Below are 16,892 nucleotides of genomic sequence, written 5' to 3' on the forward strand. Positions count from 1 at the left end.
CCGCACGTTTCTGCCGCCGGCAGATCGGCCGTGGGCAGAACCGGCCCGGTTAGCCGGCGGTCAGCCGCCGCCGGCCCGCCCGGGCCCGTCGTCGGGCCAGCATCCTGGCGGTACGCGGGCCGGGGCGCCCGGCCGGGGCGGAGGCGACCAGCCGGACCCGCAGCCCCACCCCGCCCACGGTCGACCCGACTGGCGACGTCGGACCGCCGACGTGCAGGATCGACCCGCCCAGCCGCAGCAGCGGCGCCGTCGCGTGCCCGACCACGATCGGATCGACGGCTGCCGTCACCGGCTCGGTGCCGTCCTGGGGGTGGAAGCCGATCCGGATCGTCGGGGCGGTCCGGCCGGTGGCGCTGGTCCGGCTGGTGGGCACGATTCGGGGGCCGGTCCGGGCGGTCGGGCCGCTGCCGGCGCGGGCGGTGGGCAGCCGGTCCAGCCGGGCCAGCGCGGCGCGCGGCGCGGTGGGGATCCGCGGCTCGACCCGACGCAGGTCGTCGCGGGCCTGTTCGAGCAGCTCGGAGAGGCTGATCCCGAGGGCGCGGCAGATCGCCGCGAGCACCTCCGAGGAGGCCTCCTTGCGGCCACGCTCGACCTCGGACAGGTACGGCAGCGACACTCCGGCCGCCTCGGCCACCTCGCGCAGGGTCCGGCCCTGGCGCAGGCGTACCCGGCGCAGCACGCCACCGATCACCCGGCGCAGCAGCGACATGCGGGCCTCCTCGCGGTCGGCGTACCCGGACCTCTCCATCATGCCCGGTCCGGGCCCGGCGCACCGGCCTGGAAGTGCGGTGGCGCCGCCAACCGCTATGTTGTGGTCGTGCAGGCGACCCAGGCGGAGCGGAACCGACGGTGATCCATTTCCCGGCGCAGCGGCGGGGTCCGCTCAGCGCCCTGAGTCTCCGCCTCGCCGCCGCCCTCGGCCTGGTGCTGCTGACCGTCCTGGTGGTCTACCTCGACCGGGACGGCTACCGCGACGTCGACGAGAACGGCCTGACCCTGCTCGACTGCGCCTACTACGCAGTGGTCACCCTGTCCACCACCGGGTACGGCGACATCACCCCGTTCGCGCAGTCGGCCCGGCTGGTGAACGTCATCTTCATCACCCCGGCCCGGGTGATCTTCCTGATCATCCTGGTCGGCACCACCCTGGAAGTCCTGACCGAGCAGTACCGGACCGGCCGTCGCCTGTCGCGGTGGAGGAGGACCGTGAAGGACCACGTCATCATCTGCGGCTACGGCACCAAGGGCCGCAGCGCGGTCTCCGCCCTGTTGGAGAACGGCCTGGACAAGTCCCGCATCGTGGTGGTGGAGCGCAGCGGCACGGCCCTGCGGCAGGCCACCTCGGCCGGGCTGGTCGCCATCGAGGGCTCCGCCACCCGCTCCTCGGTGCTGGAGGAGGCGCACATCCGCAACGCCAAGGCGGTGATCATCGCGACCGACAGCGACGACGCCTCGGTGCTGGTGGCGCTCACCGCCCGGCAGCTCACCGCCGGCCAGGTCCGGATCATCGCCGCGGTACGCGAGGCGGAGAACGCCCCGCTGCTCAAGCAGAGCGGCGCGCACCACGTGATCGTCTCGTCGGCCACCGCCGGCCGGCTGCTCGGCCTGTCCACCTCCGCGCCGCCGCTGATCGACGTGGTGGAGGATCTGCTCACCCCGGGCCAGGGCATGGCGCTCGCGATGCGCTCCGCCGACCGGCACGAGGTGGGTAAGTCCCCCCGCGAGCTGGAGTCCCTGGTCATCGCGCTGGTCCGGCGGGGCAAGGTGGTCACCCTGGCGGACAAGGCGGGCGCGGTGATCGAGACCGGCGACATGCTCGTCCACGTCCGCGATGACCGCCCCACCGCCAACACGCAGGCGTCCTAACCCCGCCCCGCCCCGCCCGCCCCGCCCCCGCCCACTTTCACGTGAAAGTGAGGCGAGATCTCGGCGGGTGCCGCCGTCGGGTCAGTGCCGGCTCACATGATCGTCCAGGTGTCGCCGCTGGCGAGCAGCCCGGCGAGCTGCTGCTCCGGGGTGTCGGTGACGGTCGCCTTCGCGGCGGCCACCTGCTCCTGCACCACGCTGTCGTAGGACGGGCGGGACACCTTGCGGAACACGCCGATCGGGGTGTTGCGCAGGTCCAGCCCCGGCAGCCGGGACAGCGCGAAGGCGTACGCCGGGTCGGTGACCCCGGCGTCGTGTACCACGATGTCACCGGAAGGGGTGGCGGCGGTCTCCCGCACCTCCAGGCCGAAGCCGCCCGGCGGGTGGACCACGCAGAACTGCCCCTGCGCGCCGAAGGTGATCGGCTGCCCGTGCTCCAGCCGGATCAGGTAGTCGTCCCGGGTGGCCGGCTCCTTGAGCTGGTCGAACGCGCCGTCGTTGAAGATGTTGCAGTTCTGGTAGATCTCCACGAAGGCCGAGCCCTGGTGCTCCGCGGCCGCCCGCAGCACCGACTGCAGGTGCTTGCGGTCCGAGTCGATGGTCCGGCCGACGAAGGTGGCCTCCGCGCCGAGCGCCAGCGAGAGCGGGTTGAACGGGGCGTCCGCCGAGCCGGCCGGCGTCGACTTGGTGATCTTGCCGACCTCGGAGGTGGGGGAGTACTGCCCCTTGGTCAGGCCGTAGATCCGGTTGTTGAACAGCAGGATCTTGAGGTTGACGTTGCGGCGCAGCGCGTGGATCAGGTGGTTGCCGCCGATGGAGAGGGCGTCACCGTCACCGGTCACCACCCACACCGACAGGTCCGGGCGGGACACCGACAGGCCGGTGGCGATCGCCGGAGCCCGGCCGTGGATCGAGTGCATGCCGTACGTGTTCATGTAGTACGGGAAGCGCGACGAGCAGCCGATCCCGGAGACGAAGACGGTGTTCTCGCGCGGGATGTTCAGCTCCGGCATGAACTGCTGGATCGCGGCGAGGATCGCGTAGTCACCGCAGCCGGGGCACCAGCGCACCTCCTGGTCGGACTTGAAGTCCTTCGCGGTGAGCTTGAGGGCGACGGGCTCAGACATTCTTCAGCACCTCTTCCAGCATGGTCTCCAGCTCGGCGGCGGTGAACGGCAGGCCGCGGACCTGGTTGTAGCTGATCGCGTCGACCAGGTACCGGCCCCGGATCACCTGGGCCAGCTGGCCGAGGTTCATCTCCGGGATCACCACCCGGTCGTAGGAGCGCAGCACCTCGCCGAGGTTGGCCGGCATCGGCGACAGGTGCCGCAGGTGCGCCTGGGCGATCGACAGCCCGCGCTGGCGCACGCCGCGGCAGGCCGCACCGATCGGGCCGTACGTGGAGCCCCAGCCGAGCACCAGCACCCGGGCGTCGCCGTCCGGGTCCTCCACCTCGACGTCCGGCACTCCGATGGCCTCGATCCGGGCCGCCCGGGTGCGCACCATGAAGTCGTGGTTCGTCGGGTCGTACGAGATGTCACCGGTCTTGTCGGCCTTCTCCAGGCCACCGATCCGGTGCTCCAGGCCGGGCGTGCCCGGAATCGCCCACGGCCGGGCCAGCGTCTCCGGGTCGCGCAGGTACGGCAGGAAGGTGCCGTCCTCGCCGTTGGGCGCGGTGGCGAACTCGACCCGCAGGTCGGGCAGGCTGTCCACCTCGGGCAGCAGCCACGGCTCGGAGCCGTTCGCGACGTAGTTGTCCGACAGCAGCAGCACCGGGGTGCGGTAGGTCAGCGCGATCCGGGCCGCCTCCAGCGCGGCGTGGAAGCAGTCCGACGGGGACTTCGGCGCGATCACCGCGACCGGGGCCTCGCCGTGCCGGCCGTACAGGGCCATGTTGAGGTCGGCCTGCTCGGTCTTGGTTGGCATGCCGGTGGACGGGCCGGCCCGCTGCACGTCCACGATGACCAGTGGCAGCTCCAGCGCCACCGCGAGCGAGATGGTCTCGCTCTTGAGCGCCACGCCGGGGCCGCTGGTGGTGGTCACGCCGAGCGACCCACCGTACGAGGCACCCAGCGCCGCGCCGACCGCGGCGATCTCGTCCTCGGCCTGCATGGTGACCACGCCGAGCTTCTTGTGCCGGCTCAGCTCGTGCAGGATGTCCGACGCCGGGGTGATCGGGTACGCCCCGAGGAACACCGGCAGGCCGGAGCGGACGCCGGCGGCCACCAGGCCGAGCGACAGCGCCGCGTTGCCGGTGATGTTGCGGTAGGTGCCCGGCAGCATCTTCGCCGGCTTCACCTCGTACCGGACCGAGAACGACTCGGTGGTCTCGCCGAAGTTCCAGCCGGCCCGGAACGCGGCCACGTTCGCCGCGACCAGCTCCGGCCGGGAGGCGAACTTGCGCTCCAGGAACCGCAGCGTCGACTCGTACGGGCGGGAGTACATCCAGCTCAGCAGGCCGAGGGCGAACATGTTCTTGGCCCGCTCGGCGTCCTTCTTGGACACCGCCAGCTCGGCCAGCGCGCCGACCGTCATCGAGGTCAGCGCCACCGGGTGCACGACGTAGCCGGCGAGCGAGTCGTCCTCCAGCGGACTGGTCGCGTAGCCCACCTTGGCCAGGTTGCGCCGGGTGAACTCGTCGGTGTTGACGATGATGTCCGCGCCGCGCGGCAGGTCGCCCAGGTTCGCCTTGAGCGCCGCCGGGTTCATCGCCACCAGCACGTTCGGCGCGTCACCCGGGGTCAGGATGTCGTAGTCGGCGAAGTGCACCTGGAAGCTCGACACGCCCGGCAGGGTGCCGGCGGGCGCCCGGATCTCGGCCGGGAAGTTGGGCAACGTGGAGATGTCGTTGCCCAGCTGCGCCGTCTCGGAGGTGAACCGGTCGCCGGTCAACTGCATGCCGTCGCCGGAGTCGCCGGCGAACCGGATGACCACCCGGTCGAGCTGACGGATCTGCTTGGTCACTGTGACACCTTCATTCGCGACTGCGGGGCTCGCAAACCGGCTCACTCCTCGCGCTGACGGGACCCACCTTCGGCCACTGCGCCGATCCACCGTGGTCGTTTCTAACCTCAGAGCCTACGTCGAGACGTTGGGCATCCTTGGTGGAGGTCCGAGGACTAGTAAGTCAGGTGGTGAGATTTTGTCCCGTTGTGTGGCGTTTGATGGCGGCCGCCGTAATCCAGATCACCGGGCTCCGGCTCGAACCGGCGCGCCGGCTCGAGCCGGAGCCCGGCGGTCGGGTGGGTCAGTCGGACGCCGACGGGCCGGCCGAGGGGTCGATGACCGGCCCGCCCATCCGGCGCCGCAGCGAGCTGGTGGCCAGCGTCAGCGCCAGCACCACCAGCAGCGCGGAGACGGCGATCAGGGCGACCGCGATCCGCTGTGCCGAGCTCAGCCCGCCGCCGTCGCCGGCCCGCTCGGCCACCGCGATCACGCCCTGCGAACCGGTCGGGGTCGGGGTGGCCACCGGCGGGGTGGCCAACGCGGCCGCCGCGGTGATCTTGAAGCTCATCTGCATCTGCCGGGTGGGGCCGCTGCGCGGATCGAGGCGACCCACCACGGCGCCGGCCAGCGGCGCCTCCCGCTGGGCCTCGGGCGTGGCGGTGACCGGCAGCCGCAGGGTGGCCGTCCGGCCGGCCGCCAGGACGCCCACCTCGCATCGGGTACGCGTCGGCCCGGCCGGCGCGCAACCGGCGGGCGGTTGCGGCACGGTCACGCCGGTAGGCAGGACCACCTCGACCCGGCCGGCGGCGTCCACCCTGCCGGTGTTGCCCAGCCGCACCGTGAGCGTGCTCGGGCCGCCGCCGATGTCGAACGCCACCTGGCCGGCGCCGAGCGTCATCCCCGGCACCGGCGGGCCGGGCGGAAACAGCACCGCGAAGCCCTCGTTGTCCTCGGCGACGCCGTTCGCGCCGGTCGCCACCACCCGTACCGCGCCGCTGAGCGGCATCCGCCGCCAGGCGGCGTCGCTGACCCGTACCCGGATCAGGCTGCTGAACTTCGCGCCCGGCGCGGTGGTCCACTCGCCGCACCGCCACCGCCCGCCGCCGGACGCGGCGCAACCCGGCGTGCCGGCGTCGGTCAGCCCGGCCGGCAGCGTGTAGCTCAGCCGGACCTGCTCGGTGCCGCCGCCGGTGTTGGCCACGGTGACCCGCAGGCTCGTCACCGTGGTCGCGGCGTTCCAGTACGCGGGGGTGAGCGCGACGTCCTGGGTGGTCACCTGGACGCCGGTGCGGGCCGGGGCCGGGCCGGGCGCCTGGCCCGCGCCCGGCGGCGCGGGCAGTACCGGCGGCGGGGCCTGGCCCACCCGGCTACTTGAGGTCGTGGGCCTCGGCACCGGGGCCGGCGCCCTGGTGGTGGTCGGCGCGCTGGTGGTGGTCGGCACCGGGTCGGCGGGCGCGGTCGTCGTCGGCGCGGCCGTGGTGGGTGCCACCGTCGTGGTGGTCGGATCGGGATCCGGAGGCAGGGTGGGCGGCGCGGTGGTCGGATCCGGCTCGGAGGTGGTCGGCACGACCGGCGGGGTGCTCTGGTCCGTCGGGTCACCCGCCGGCGTGCTCTCCCCGGCACTCACGGTGACGACCGAGGTCGCCGTGGGCGCCGCCGTGGCCAGCCCCGGCGCGACCGCCGACGCCACCGCCACACCCACCGCGAGAGCCGCCGCCATCAGCGAGGACGTGCGCAGCTCCGCGAACCGTCGAGGGGCGCCTGGATCGACGCGGGCCATCTGTCCTCCGTGACTCTGAGCGAGGCTTCATTATTCGGTGCCGGTCGCCTCGGGGCACCAGTCCGGTGCGGAAACAGTTTCGTAACGTGTTCGGTTCTCCGGTCGCCCGCGTCCGGTTTCCAGGCCGGTTCGGTAGGCTGATCCACCGTGACCGGTTACCTGGGCTCGTACGCGACGCTCGGGCTGTTGCTGCTCGCCGCCGTGCTCTTCTTTGTTACGGCGTTCTCGGCCAACCGGATGTTACGTCCCGGCCGTCCGGCCGATCCCCCGGGCAAACGGAGCAGCTACGAGTGCGGGCTCGACCCGGTCGGCGGCGACTGGGCGCAGATGCAGATCCGCTACTACGTGTACGCCTACCTCTACGTGCTGTTCGCGGTCGAGGCGGTCTTCCTCTTCCCCTGGGCGGTGGTCTTCGACCGGCCCGGCTTCGGGCTGGTCACGGTCGCCGAGATGGCCGTCTTCGTGGCGGTGGTCGCCCTCGGCATCCTCTACGCCTGGCGCAAGCGCATCCTCCGCTGGACCTGACCCGCGCCGCGCGCTCAGGCCAGGCCGCGCCGGGTGGCGGCGGGCGGGCGGTCGCCGCGGATCGCGGCCACCATGTCCAGCACCCGACGGGTGGGCAGCACCTGGTGGGCGCGGAACACCCGGGCGCCGAGCCAGGCGGAGACCGCAGTCGCGGCGAGGGTGCCCTCCAGCCGTTCCGGCACCGGCAGGTCGAGCGTCTCGCCGATGAAGTCCTTGTTCGACAGCGCCACCAGCAGCGGCCAACCGGTGTCGGTGAGCTCGCCCAGCCGGCGGGTGATCTCCAGCGAGTGCCGGGTGTTCTTGCCGAAGTCGTGCGCCGGGTCGATCAGGATGCCGTCGGGGCGTACCCCCAGGGCCACCGCGCGCTCGGCGAGCCCGGTCACCGTCGCGACCACGTCCGCGACCACGTCGGTGAAGGCCGCCCGGTGCGGCCTGGTCCGCGGCGTGAGCCCGCCGGCGTGCGAGCAGACCAGCCCGGCGCCGGTCTCGGCGGCCACCCGGGCGAGCGCCGGGTCCGCGCCCGACCAGGTGTCGTTGAGCAGGTCGGCGCCCGCCGCGACCGCCTCCACCGCCACCTCGGCCCGCCAGGTGTCGATCGAGATCACCACATCCGGGAACGCGGCCCGCACCGCGGCGATGGTGTCCACCGTCCGGCGGATCTCCTCCGCCACGTCCACCTCGTCGCCCGGGCCGGCCTTCACCCCGCCGATGTCGATGATCTCCGCGCCCTCGGTGACCGCGCGCTCCACCGCGCGCAGCGCGCTGTCCTGCGCGAAGGTCGCCCCCCGGTCGAAGAACGAGTCCGGGGTCCGGTTGACGATCGCCATCACCGCCGGCTCGCCCGGCGCGAACGTCCGCCTGCCGAGCCGCAGCACCCCGGCCATGCCGCCTCCCACCCGTCGCCGGCCGGCTGGCCCGGCCGGGAACGACGCTATCCGGTGGTCCGCGCGGCCGGCCGGGCGGTACGTGACCGGCAACCGACGACGAGCCGAGCCGTTGGGGTCGCTCCGGGGCCGGTCCCCGTGCCACGATCTGTCCATGGGTCAGCTTCTGCTCGTGCTCGTCGTCGCGTTGACCGTGGCGGCGGTGGTGTTCGGGGTGACGGTGCTGGTGTCCGGGCGTGATCCCGGGCTGGCGCCGGCCGAGCCGGACGGTCGCGCCGTCCCGCTGCCGGGCACCCGCCCGCTGCGCGAGGCGGACGTCGGGGACGTCCGCTTCGACACCGCGCTGCGCGGCTACCGGATGGCCCAGGTCGACGAGGCGATGCGCCGGGCGGCGTACGACATCGGCTACAAGTCCGAGCTGATCGGCGTGCTGGAGGCGGAGATCGCGGCGCTGCGCGAGGGGCGCGCCGAGGAGGCCGACGCGCTGCGCCGGGCGCGCGAGGCGGCCGCCGGGCCGACCCCCGCCCCGGCGGCCGTTACCGCCCCGGCGACGGCCGGCGGCGTGCCCGGGCTGATCGACCTGACGGACGACACCGGCTCGTCGGACGCCCGCGACGCGGCCGAGCTCGACGCCGGCCCGGCCCGACCCGATCCGGCGGCCGGGTTGCCGCCGCGCCCGCCGCGCCCGCCGGCCGCCGCCGCGCCCGCCGTCGATGCCGGCACTCCCCGGGACACCAACACCGGGGCGACGGCCCCGCCGGACGGCGTGGAGCCGCTGCGGCCGGCCCTCGACCCGGCCCGCGACGGCCACCCCGGCGCCGGGGCGTCCGGCGACGCCGCTGCGGCCGGGGCCGAGCACGAGGACGACGAGGATGCGGACGCCCGCATCGACGAGCGGCCCGGCGCGGTGGCCCGCACGGAGGCGGTGTGACCGGCCCGGCCGGCGAGCGCCCGGGCCAGGGCGAGGGCCTGGACGAGGCGGCCCAGCCCGGCGCGGGCGAGTTCACCGCCACGGTGATCGTCGACGCCCCGGCGCCCCGGGTCTTCGCCGCGCTCACCGCCTGGGAACGGCAGTCCGACTGGATCCCGTTCACCACCGTGCGGGTGGTCGAGGGCGACGGCGGCGAGGGCAGCCTGGTCGAGGCGGTCACCGCGCTCGGGCCGGCCGTGGTCCGGGACGAGATGCGGGTGGTCCGGGTCGACGCGCCGTACGAGGTCGGTGTGGTGCACTGCGGCAAGCTGCTGCGCGGCCCCGGGGTGATGCGCTGCACCCCGCTCGCCCGGGACCGCACCCAGGTGGTCTGGCACGAGTGGTTCCACCTGCCCGGCGGGCCGGCCGGCCGGGTGGCCTGGCCGCTGCTCTGGCCCGGCTCCAAGGCCAGCCTGACGCTGGCGCTGAAGAAGTTCGCCCGGCTGGTCGAGCAGGGCCGCCTGCCCTGAAGCCGGCTCGCTGTCACCCGTCTGGCCTAGCCTGGACGCCGTGACTGACCTGGTGACCGGTGCCGACGGCCTGCCCCGTTGCGCCTGGGGATCGAGCACCCCCGACTACGCCGTCTACCACGACGAGGAGTGGGGCCGGCCGCTGCACGGCGACGACGCCCTCTACGAGCGGCTCACCCTGGAGGCGTTCCAGTCCGGCCTGTCCTGGCTGACCATCCTGCGCAAGCGCCCGGCGTTCCGGCTGGCCTTCGACGACTTCCGGGTCGACCGGGTCGCCGGCTACGGCGAGGCGGACGTGACCCGGCTGCTCGCCGACGCGGGCATCGTGCGCAACCGCGCCAAGATCGAGGCGGCGATCGCCAACGCGCGCGCCGCCGCCGAGCTGCCCGAGGGGCTCTCCGCGCTGCTGTGGTCGTACGCTCCGCCGCCCCGGGCCGCCCGGCCGGAGGCGTTCGCCCAGGTGCCCGCCCTGACCCCGGAGTCCACCGCGCTGGCCAAGGCGCTCAAGAAGCGTGGCTTCCGCTTCGTCGGCCCCACCACGGCGTACGCGCTGATGCAGGCCACCGGGATGGTGGACGACCACCTCGCGGGCTGCCACGTCGCGCCGGCGCCGGCCCGTGATGGGATGGGGGCATGACCGCAACCGACCACCGCACCGGCGGCACCCTCGACGCGGGCGGCACCCGGGGCGACGGCGCCTGGGCGGTGCTGCTGCCGGCCGGGCGGCACGACGCCGAGCGCCTCGTCCACCACGACACCGTCGAGTTGCCCGCCCCGGCCGACGGGCCCCGCCCGGGCGTGGGCGACCCGGTGGCGGTGCTGGTCGAGGCGCCGCCCCGGCTGGTGGCGCTCGGCCGGGTCGCCCGGGCGGGGGCGGATTCGGTGCTGGTGGCGTACACCCGGCGGTCCTTCGACGCGCCGGCGCCGGCCGACCGGGTCGAGCTGACCGGGCCGGTCACCCCGCTCGACCCGACCGCCTACCGCGAGCTGACCGAGCGGCTCGGCCCGCCCGCCCCGCGCCGCACCTGGCTGGTCAGCCTGGACCTGCCGATCGAGGCGGAGTCGCGGGCCGAGGCCGTCCGGCTGTTCTGGGCGTACGTGCAGGAGCTGGGCCCGGCCGAGCTGCCGGCCTTCGTCTCGCCGTCCGGCGACGAGCTGGCGATGCAGGCGTTCGTGCTCGGTGCCGAGGCCAACCAGGATCCGGAGGAGGACGACTGACCGGCCCGGCCTACAGCACGCCGGTGAGCCGCCCGCGCCAGCCGGCGAGCACCGCCCCCGGGTCGGTCTCCAGCACCGACTCCAGCAGGGTGGCGTAGACGTCCCGGAAGTCGACGGTGAACTTCAGGTCGCCGTCGTCGAGGTCGGTGAGGCTGGGCGCGGCGCCGTACACCCCGCCGCGCACCCCGGGGCCGAGCAGCAGCACGTTCGAGGCGGTCCCGTGGTCGGTGCCGTCCGACGCGTTCGCCTTCACCCGCCGGCCGAACTCGGAGTAGACCGCGACCACCACCTTCCGGCCGGCCTCGGTGCGGGACATCCGCTCGGCGAAGCCGGTCAGCGCCCGGTCCAGCTGGCCGAGCAGCACCTCCTGCAGCTGCCGCTCGTCGGCGTGGGTGTCGAAGCCGCCCAGCGAGACCGAGAACACCCGGGTCGCCACCCCGGCCTCCACGCACTGGGCGACCAGGTCGAGCTGGGCGTCGAGCGGGGTACGCGCCCCGCCGGTCGCGGTGGCCGGCGCCTGCTCGCCGTCCGGGTCCGGCTCGCCCGCCCCGCCGTCGCGGACGTCCCGGATCATCTCGTCCACCGAGCGCAGGTCGGCGAAGCACGCCGCGGCCCGGGCCCGCGCCGGGGTGTCGTCCGCGCCGGCGGCGGCGAAGGCGGCCAGCGTGGCGTCGGTGAGCCCCTTGGCGGCCTTGCGCTCGGTCACCGGCACCGCGGCGCCGGCGCTGCGCTCCCCGGCCAGCAGCGGCGGCAACGCCGGCTCGAACGAGACGGCCAGCCGCGGGTCGCCGCCGGCCCGGTCCAGCCAGCGGCCCAGCCAACCGGTGGTGCCGGGGCGGTCGGGCTGGGCGGTCTGCCAGATGTCCATCGACCGGAAGTGGCTGCGGTCCGGCTTCGGGTAGCCGACGCCGCGGACCACGGCGAGCCGGCCGGCCTCGTGCAGCCCGTGCAGGCCGGCCAGGGCCGGGTTCAGGCCGACGGTGTCGTCCAGCCGCTTCACCTGCTCCGGCTGGTACGCCAGCTCCGGTCGGGCGGCCCGGTACGCGGGGTCGGCGTACGGGATGACGGTGTTCAGGCCGTCGTTGCCGCCGTACAGGGTGACCAGGACCAGGGTGCGGGCGTCCGGGTCCCGGTCGCCGGCGGTGGCGAGCAGGTCGTCCAGGCCGTACGCGGTGGCCCCGGCGGCGAGGGCGGCCGCGCCGGCCACCCCGCTGGCGATCAGGAACCGGCGTCGGGTCACGGTGTCCATCGGTGTCGTCCCTCCCGGTCAGCTGACCGTGTACTCGGGGCTGACCAGCCCGGCGGCGAGCAGCTTGCGGGGTTCGCCGGCCAGCGGGGTCAGCGCGGCGCGGGTGCGGTCGCTCCACCGGTCGACGACGAGCAGCCGGGCCAGCGCGTCCGGCCGGCCGGCGGGCGGGGCGGCGGTGAGCCGGGCCAGCACGGGCGGCGCCACGGCGGCGGCCAGCAGGTTGGCGGTGCGCAGTCGGGCCTGCAGCGAGGAGGTGCTCAGCCAGGCGGTGCCGGCCGGCCAGCCGCCGACGCTGGGCGGCCGCAGCGGCACCTGGTCCATTCCGTTCAGCCCGGCGAGCAGCTGCCGGCGGCGCTGCTCGGTCAACGCCGAGGGCCGGATGCCCAGTTGGCGCAGCGCGCCGACGGTCCACTCCACCGGCTGCTTCACCAGCGTGTCGCGGGTCTGCCCGAACGCTCCGGCGGTGAGCACCGTGCGCAGGGTGGCCCGGGTGTCCGGGCCGGCCAGCCCGTCCGGCGCGGGCGCCGCCGGGCCGGCGAAGCGGAACCAGAGCCGGGCGGCGACGAACCGGCCGGCCTCCGGGCGGTCGGCCAGCAGCCGGGCGTACGAGTCGGCGTCGAAGGGGGCGGTCACGCCGAGGATGGTGGCGGGTGCCGGGTCGTGCCGGTTGGCCTGGAAGCGGGCCGCCCCGGTCCGGCGGTCCACCGTCCAACCGGTCAGCGCCCGCGCCCCGGCCTTCACGTCGGCCTCGGAGTAGTTGCCGATGCCGAGGGTGAACAGCTCCATCAGCTCGCGGGCCAGGTTCTCGTTCGGCGCCTTGCGGGTGTTCTTCTGGCCGTCCAGCCAGACGATCAGTGCCGGGTCGCGGACCATCGCGGCGACCAGCGCGCCGAACGGGCCGGCGGCGTGCGTCCGCAGCGTCTCCAGCTGGCCGAGCATCAGGCCGGCGGACTTCACCTTCTGCACGCTGGTCGCCCAGTGCCCGTGCCAGAAGAAGAGCAGCTTCTCGGTGAGCTGGTGGTCGGCGGCGACCATCCGGTCCAGCCACCAGTCGGTCAGCTTCAGCACCTGCGCCCGCCGCTGCTGGTTGGCCCGCTGCCGGTCCTCCCGGCTGGGCTGCTTCGGCAGGCTCGCGTACGGGTCGGCGCCGAGCGACGGGGGCGGGGTGGCCGCCGCGCCCCGGTCGGTGCCGACCGGGGCGAGCAGCCGGTCGAGGGTGGCGTCGACACCGTCGCGCTGCGCGGCGTCGACCTCCTCGGCGGTGGGGCCGAACGTGGCGCGGCGCAGCAGGTGCGCCACCGCTTCCCGGTCAGTCATGCCGCCGAGGCTAGGCGGCCGATGTTCGAGGAGTGTCAGGCCGCGGTGCGGAACGCGTTCAGCGCCCCTCGAAGACCGGCTTCTGCTTGTTCACGAAGGCCGCCGTGGCGGCCCGGTGGTCGGCGGTGGCGCCGCAGATCGCCTGGGCCTGCGCCTCGGCCGCCAGCGCGTCGGCCAGGGTGCCGGCGTCGGCGATGGACAGCTGCCGCTTGATCGCCCCGTACGCCACGGTCGGCCCGGCGGCGAGCCGGGCGGCCAGCTCCTGCGCGGTGGGCAGCACCTTCTCGTCGTCGTCGACCAGGGTGTTCAGCAGCCCGAGCCGGCAGGCGTCCTCGGCGCTCACCGGCTCGGCCAGCATCAGCAGCTCGACGGCCTTGGCGTGGCCGACCAGCCGGGGCAGCGTCCAGGAGGCGCCGGTGTCGGCGGCCAGCCCCACCCCGGCGAAGGCCATCAGGAACCGGGTCTTTGGCCCGCCGATCCGGAAGTCGGCCAGGAAGGCCAGCGAGGCGCCCGCCCCGGCGGCCATCCCGCGCACCGCGGCCACCACCGGCTTGGGCAGGTTCGCCAGCCGGGCGGCGATCGGGTTGTAGTGCGCCCGGACGGTGTCCAGCGGGTTGGCGGCGGAGGACTCCAGGGTCTGCACGTGCTCGCGCAGGTCCTGACCCGCGCTGAACGAGTTGCCGGCACCGGCCAGCACCACCGCCCGGCAGGACCGGTCGGTCTCCAACTCCGCGAGGGCGTCCCGGAGCGCCTCCTTGAGCGGCACGTCGAGCGAGTTCATCGCCGTGGGGCGGTTCAACGTCAGGGTGACCACGGCGTCGGTGCGGTCGACGAGCAGCGGCTCGGTCACGGTTCTAACGACCCTTCTGTCGGGCGAGGCGGTTGCCGGCGTCGAGGCACTGCTCGACGTACCGGTCGGCGGCCGGCCGCAGCCGGGCCGCGTGCCGGTCGAAGAAGCTGGCCGCGGCGGTGCCGGGCCAGCGCTCGGGCAGCAGTGCCGGCGGCAGCTGCGGGTCCCGGAAGAGGAAGGTACGCCACGCGTGCACCAGCCGGAACCGGGCCGCGTACGCGTCCTCGTCGCTGCTGCGTACGGTCACCCCGGCCAGCAACGGGCGCTGCTCGGCGACGAACCGCTCGTACGCCTGGCCGATCTCGACCAGGTCCCAGGCCCGGCGGACGACGCCCATCGCGCCGGGCGTGCCGGCGGCGTGCGCGGCGGTGAACCGCTCATAGCTGACCCCGGCCTCCTCCAGCAGGACGTCGACGTCCTCGCTGGCCCGGGTGGCCACCCAGGTGTGCTCGTCCAGCGTGCCGTAGCCGAGGAAGCCGAGGTTGGCGGCGAGCCGCTGCCGGTCCCGGCGGGCGGTCGGGGTCTGCAGCACCAACAGGTCGAACCGGCCGTCCCAGCTGATCCGGCCGGTGCGGTAGATCCGGGCCGCCGCCTCGTCGAGCCGGCGGGCCGCTTTGGGTGTGATCGAATATCCCGGTCCGGAGGCCAGCCGGAGCGGGTCCAGCCAGCCCTGACGCACCATCCGGGAGACCGCCGTGCGCACCGCCGGGGGCGCCACCCCGAGCGGTGCCAGCAGCTTGACCAGGGCGGCGACCGGTGCGCGGCCGCCCCTGGACCGGAGGTGGTCGCCGTACAGGTCGAAGAGTGCCGACCGTGCCTGCATGACCGCACATTGTGACAGGCCTATCCAAGATAAGCTAGATGCTGTTACATCAATGCTGCTTCGGTTTGGGTCCGGCGGTGTTCATCAGGGAAAATCGTTGGTCGACACCTCCGTGCACCTTGCGGGTGGTCGTGACGAAGTGGCTGTGGGGCAACCCACCGACCCTGATACAGGTCTGAGGGGAGACAACATGGCGGCGATGAAGCCGCGGACGGGCGACGGTCCGCTGGAAGTCACCAAGGAGGGCCGGGGCATCGTCATGCGCGTCCCGCTGGAGGGCGGTGGCCGGCTCGTCGTCGAGATGACTCCCGACGAGGCCAACGCGCTCGGTGACGCGCTCAAGGCGGCCGCCGGCTGAGCGATCGACGGTTCACGCGGCATCCGCCGCAGGGACGGTTCGTCAGACCCTGAGCCACCGGCTGAGGCCGGTGGCTCAGGGCCGTCCTACGCCGCGCGGGAGCGCCGACCTCCCGCACCACGATCATTTCCGGAGGTACGGTCCAGCGTGCTCGCGATCCGTCTGACGGCCGGTACCGACCGGCTCGACACCCTCGTCCTGCCCGTCTCCGCGTCCGGCGACTCTTCCGCGACGGCGTCCGGGGAATCTCCGGCCACGCTGGCGTCGACCGGCCCGGCCGTGCCGCCGGAGGTGCTGGCCGAGGCCACCGCGCTGCTGCCGGTGGCCCGGTCGACCGGGCGGGCCGGCGAGACCCTGATCCACCTCCGCCCGGCCGGCACCCCCGGCCGGCTGGTGCTGCTCGGCGTCGGTGACGGTGCGGACCGGGCCTGGCGTACCGCCGGGGCAGCACTGAGCCGGGCCGCCGCCGATGAGACGCAGGTCACGGTGGCCCTGCCGCCGGGGCTGGGTGAGGACGCCGTCCGGGCGTTCGCCGAGGGGCTGCTGCTCGGCGGCTACCGGTTCCGGATGACCGACGCCGAGCCGCCCGCGCTCGCCGAGGTGGACCTGCTCGTCGCCGACCCGGACGGGTACGCCGGCGCGCTCGACGCCGCCGGCGCCACCGCCCGGATGACCTCGCTGGCCCGGGACCTGACCAACACCCCCTCCTCGGTGAAGAACCCGCAGTGGTTCGCCGAGCAGGTGGCGGCCGCCGCGGCCGACCAGCCCGACCTGCACCTGCGGGTCCGCGGCCCCGAGGAGCTGGCGGCCGAGGGCTTCGGCGGCATCCTCGCCGTCGGTGGCGGTTCGGCCAGCGCCCCGCGCCTGGTCGAGCTGGAGTGGCGGCCCGCCGACGCGCGTACCCACGTGGTCCTGGTCGGCAAGGGGATCACCTTCGACACCGGCGGCATCTCGATCAAGCCGGTGCCGGCGATGAAGCTGATGCGCAAGGACATGGCCGGCGCCGCCGCGGTCGTCGCGGCCACCCTGGGCGCGGCCGCGCTGCGGCTGCCGGTGCGGATCACCTGCCTGGCCCCGCTGGCCGAGAACATGGTCAGCGGCTCGGCGTTCCGCCCGGGCGACGTCGTGCGGCACTACGGCGGGGTGACCAGCGAGACCACCAACTCCGACGCCGAGGGCCGGCTGGTGCTCGCCGACGCCCTCGCGTACGCCGTGGCGGAGCTGCGGCCCGACCTGCTGGTCGACCTGGCCACCCTGACCGGCGCCAACGCGGTCGCGCTCGGCAAGCGGCACGGCGCCCTCTACAGCGAGAACGACCGGCTCGCCGCCGACCTGCTGGCCGCGATCGACAGCGCCGGCGAGGCCGCCTGGCGGATGCCGCTGCCCGCCGACTACGTCGAGCACCTCGGCAGCGACCTGGCCGACCTGCACAGCTCGCCGGCCCAGGGCGCCGGCTCGGTGCTGGCCGCGCTCTACCTGCGCGAGTTCACCGGCGACCTGCGGGACCGCTGGCTGCACATCGACATGTCCGCGCCGTCCTGGGCCGACGGCGACGACGCCGAGCTGGCGAAGGGGGCCACCGGCTGGGGCGTACGCGGGCTGTTGCGCTGGCTGGCGACGCTGGACTGAGCTGTCG

At 74.6% G+C, this 16,892-nt stretch carries 17 protein-coding genes and 1 pseudogene; 9 read left to right on the forward strand and 9 right to left on the reverse strand.

All coding sequences use genetic code 11. The annotated features are described in order from the left end of the window. Positions 1 to 49 precede the first annotated feature (49 nt). Positions 50 to 709 (reverse strand): helix-turn-helix domain-containing protein, encoded by a 660-nt coding sequence (locus tag ACFY3U_RS16420; RefSeq protein WP_387202246.1) that lies wholly within the window; start codon positions 707 to 709, stop codon positions 50 to 52. Positions 710 to 849: 140 nt separating this feature from the next. On the opposite strand from ACFY3U_RS16420, the gene ACFY3U_RS16425 reads away from it, so the two are divergent. Continuing rightward, on the forward strand, positions 850 to 1,866 hold the full coding sequence (locus ACFY3U_RS16425) for a potassium channel family protein (protein WP_387201602.1): 1,017 nt from the start codon (positions 850 to 852) through the stop codon (positions 1,864 to 1,866). Positions 1,867 to 1,958: 92 nt separating this feature from the next. Here the strand turns inward: ACFY3U_RS16425 and ACFY3U_RS16430 are convergent, their stop codons facing one another. The 3 genes from ACFY3U_RS16430 to ACFY3U_RS16440 all read right to left on the reverse strand — a co-directional run bounded on the left by ACFY3U_RS16430 (position 1,959) and on the right by ACFY3U_RS16440 (position 6,088). Beyond that, positions 1,959 to 2,993, reverse strand: a complete 1,035-nt coding sequence (locus ACFY3U_RS16430) for a 2-oxoacid:ferredoxin oxidoreductase subunit beta (RefSeq protein ID WP_387201605.1) — start codon at positions 2,991 to 2,993, stop codon at positions 1,959 to 1,961. Further along, entirely contained in the window at positions 2,986 to 4,830 is a 1,845-nt protein-coding gene (locus ACFY3U_RS16435) for a 2-oxoacid:acceptor oxidoreductase subunit alpha (protein WP_387201608.1), read from the reverse strand. The genes ACFY3U_RS16430 and ACFY3U_RS16435 overlap by 8 nt, the downstream gene beginning before the upstream one ends. A gap of 283 nt (positions 4,831 to 5,113) precedes the next feature. After that, entirely contained in the window at positions 5,114 to 6,088 is a 975-nt protein-coding gene (locus tag ACFY3U_RS16440; RefSeq protein ID WP_387201611.1) for a hypothetical protein, read from the reverse strand. Between ACFY3U_RS16440 and ACFY3U_RS16445 the strand changes: the two genes are divergently transcribed. Then, entirely contained in the window at positions 6,063 to 6,605 is a 543-nt protein-coding gene (locus ACFY3U_RS16445) for a hypothetical protein (protein WP_387201614.1), read from the forward strand. The two genes, ACFY3U_RS16440 and ACFY3U_RS16445, sit on opposite strands and share 26 nt — an antisense overlap. 134 nt (positions 6,606 to 6,739) lie before the next feature. After that, positions 6,740 to 7,117: an NADH-quinone oxidoreductase subunit A gene (gene ndhC / locus ACFY3U_RS16450; RefSeq protein WP_387201617.1), complete on the forward strand. Its 378-nt coding sequence runs from the start codon at positions 6,740 to 6,742 to the stop codon at positions 7,115 to 7,117. Between the two features lie 14 nt (positions 7,118 to 7,131). On the opposite strand, the gene folP is transcribed toward ndhC, so the two are convergent. Then, positions 7,132 to 8,001: a dihydropteroate synthase gene (folP, locus tag ACFY3U_RS16455; protein ID WP_387201620.1), complete on the reverse strand. Its 870-nt coding sequence runs from the start codon at positions 7,999 to 8,001 to the stop codon at positions 7,132 to 7,134. 154 nt (positions 8,002 to 8,155) lie between these two features. Between folP and ACFY3U_RS16460 the strand changes: the two are divergent. The 4 genes and pseudogenes from ACFY3U_RS16460 to ACFY3U_RS16475 all read left to right on the forward strand — a co-directional run. Continuing rightward, positions 8,156 to 8,561: pseudogene (locus ACFY3U_RS16460) on the forward strand (DivIVA domain-containing protein); the annotation flags it as partial. A gap of 367 nt (positions 8,562 to 8,928) precedes the next feature. Further along, positions 8,929 to 9,441, forward strand: coding sequence for an SRPBCC family protein (locus ACFY3U_RS16465; protein ID WP_387201624.1), 513 nt, complete (start codon positions 8,929 to 8,931; stop codon positions 9,439 to 9,441). Positions 9,442 to 9,481: 40 nt separating this feature from the next. Beyond that, entirely contained in the window at positions 9,482 to 10,078 is a 597-nt protein-coding gene (locus ACFY3U_RS16470; RefSeq protein WP_387201627.1) for a DNA-3-methyladenine glycosylase I, read from the forward strand. Beyond that, the gene (locus tag ACFY3U_RS16475; RefSeq protein WP_387201630.1) at positions 10,075 to 10,659 is read left to right on the forward strand and encodes a hypothetical protein; all 585 of its coding nucleotides are present in this window, start codon (positions 10,075 to 10,077) and stop codon (positions 10,657 to 10,659) included. Before ACFY3U_RS16470 ends, ACFY3U_RS16475 begins: the two co-directional genes overlap by 4 nt. 10 nt (positions 10,660 to 10,669) lie before the next feature. Here the strand turns inward: ACFY3U_RS16475 and ACFY3U_RS16480 are convergent, their stop codons facing one another. Genes ACFY3U_RS16480 through ACFY3U_RS16495 form a run of 4 tightly spaced genes read right to left on the reverse strand, consistent with a single transcriptional unit; the run spans position 10,670 to position 14,898 of the window. After that, positions 10,670 to 11,908, reverse strand: a complete 1,239-nt coding sequence (locus ACFY3U_RS16480; protein ID WP_387201633.1) for a DUF1501 domain-containing protein — start codon at positions 11,906 to 11,908, stop codon at positions 10,670 to 10,672. Between the two features lie 18 nt (positions 11,909 to 11,926). Beyond that, positions 11,927 to 13,225: a DUF1800 family protein gene (locus ACFY3U_RS16485; protein WP_387201635.1), complete on the reverse strand. Its 1,299-nt coding sequence runs from the start codon at positions 13,223 to 13,225 to the stop codon at positions 11,927 to 11,929. Positions 13,226 to 13,283: 58 nt separating this feature from the next. Continuing rightward, the gene (locus tag ACFY3U_RS16490) at positions 13,284 to 14,075 is read right to left on the reverse strand and encodes an enoyl-CoA hydratase/isomerase family protein (RefSeq protein ID WP_387201638.1); all 792 of its coding nucleotides are present in this window, start codon (positions 14,073 to 14,075) and stop codon (positions 13,284 to 13,286) included. Between the two features lie 4 nt (positions 14,076 to 14,079). Beyond that, on the reverse strand, positions 14,080 to 14,898 hold the full coding sequence (locus ACFY3U_RS16495; RefSeq protein WP_387201641.1) for a PaaX family transcriptional regulator C-terminal domain-containing protein: 819 nt from the start codon (positions 14,896 to 14,898) through the stop codon (positions 14,080 to 14,082). Positions 14,899 to 15,088: 190 nt separating this feature from the next. Here ACFY3U_RS16495 and ACFY3U_RS16500 point away from each other — a divergent pair, with 190 nt between their 5' ends. Together ACFY3U_RS16500 and ACFY3U_RS16505 are read left to right on the forward strand one after the other, a co-directional pair. Next, the gene (locus tag ACFY3U_RS16500; protein ID WP_007455245.1) at positions 15,089 to 15,256 is read left to right on the forward strand and encodes a DUF3117 domain-containing protein; all 168 of its coding nucleotides are present in this window, start codon (positions 15,089 to 15,091) and stop codon (positions 15,254 to 15,256) included. A 147-nt stretch (positions 15,257 to 15,403) separates the two neighbouring features. Continuing rightward, positions 15,404 to 16,885, forward strand: coding sequence for a leucyl aminopeptidase family protein (locus ACFY3U_RS16505; protein ID WP_387201643.1), 1,482 nt, complete (start codon positions 15,404 to 15,406; stop codon positions 16,883 to 16,885). Positions 16,886 to 16,892: the final 7 nt, after the last annotated feature.

This window comes from Micromonospora sp. NPDC000089 (genome assembly GCF_042899365.1).
GTDB lineage: Bacteria > Actinomycetota > Actinomycetes > Mycobacteriales > Micromonosporaceae > Micromonospora.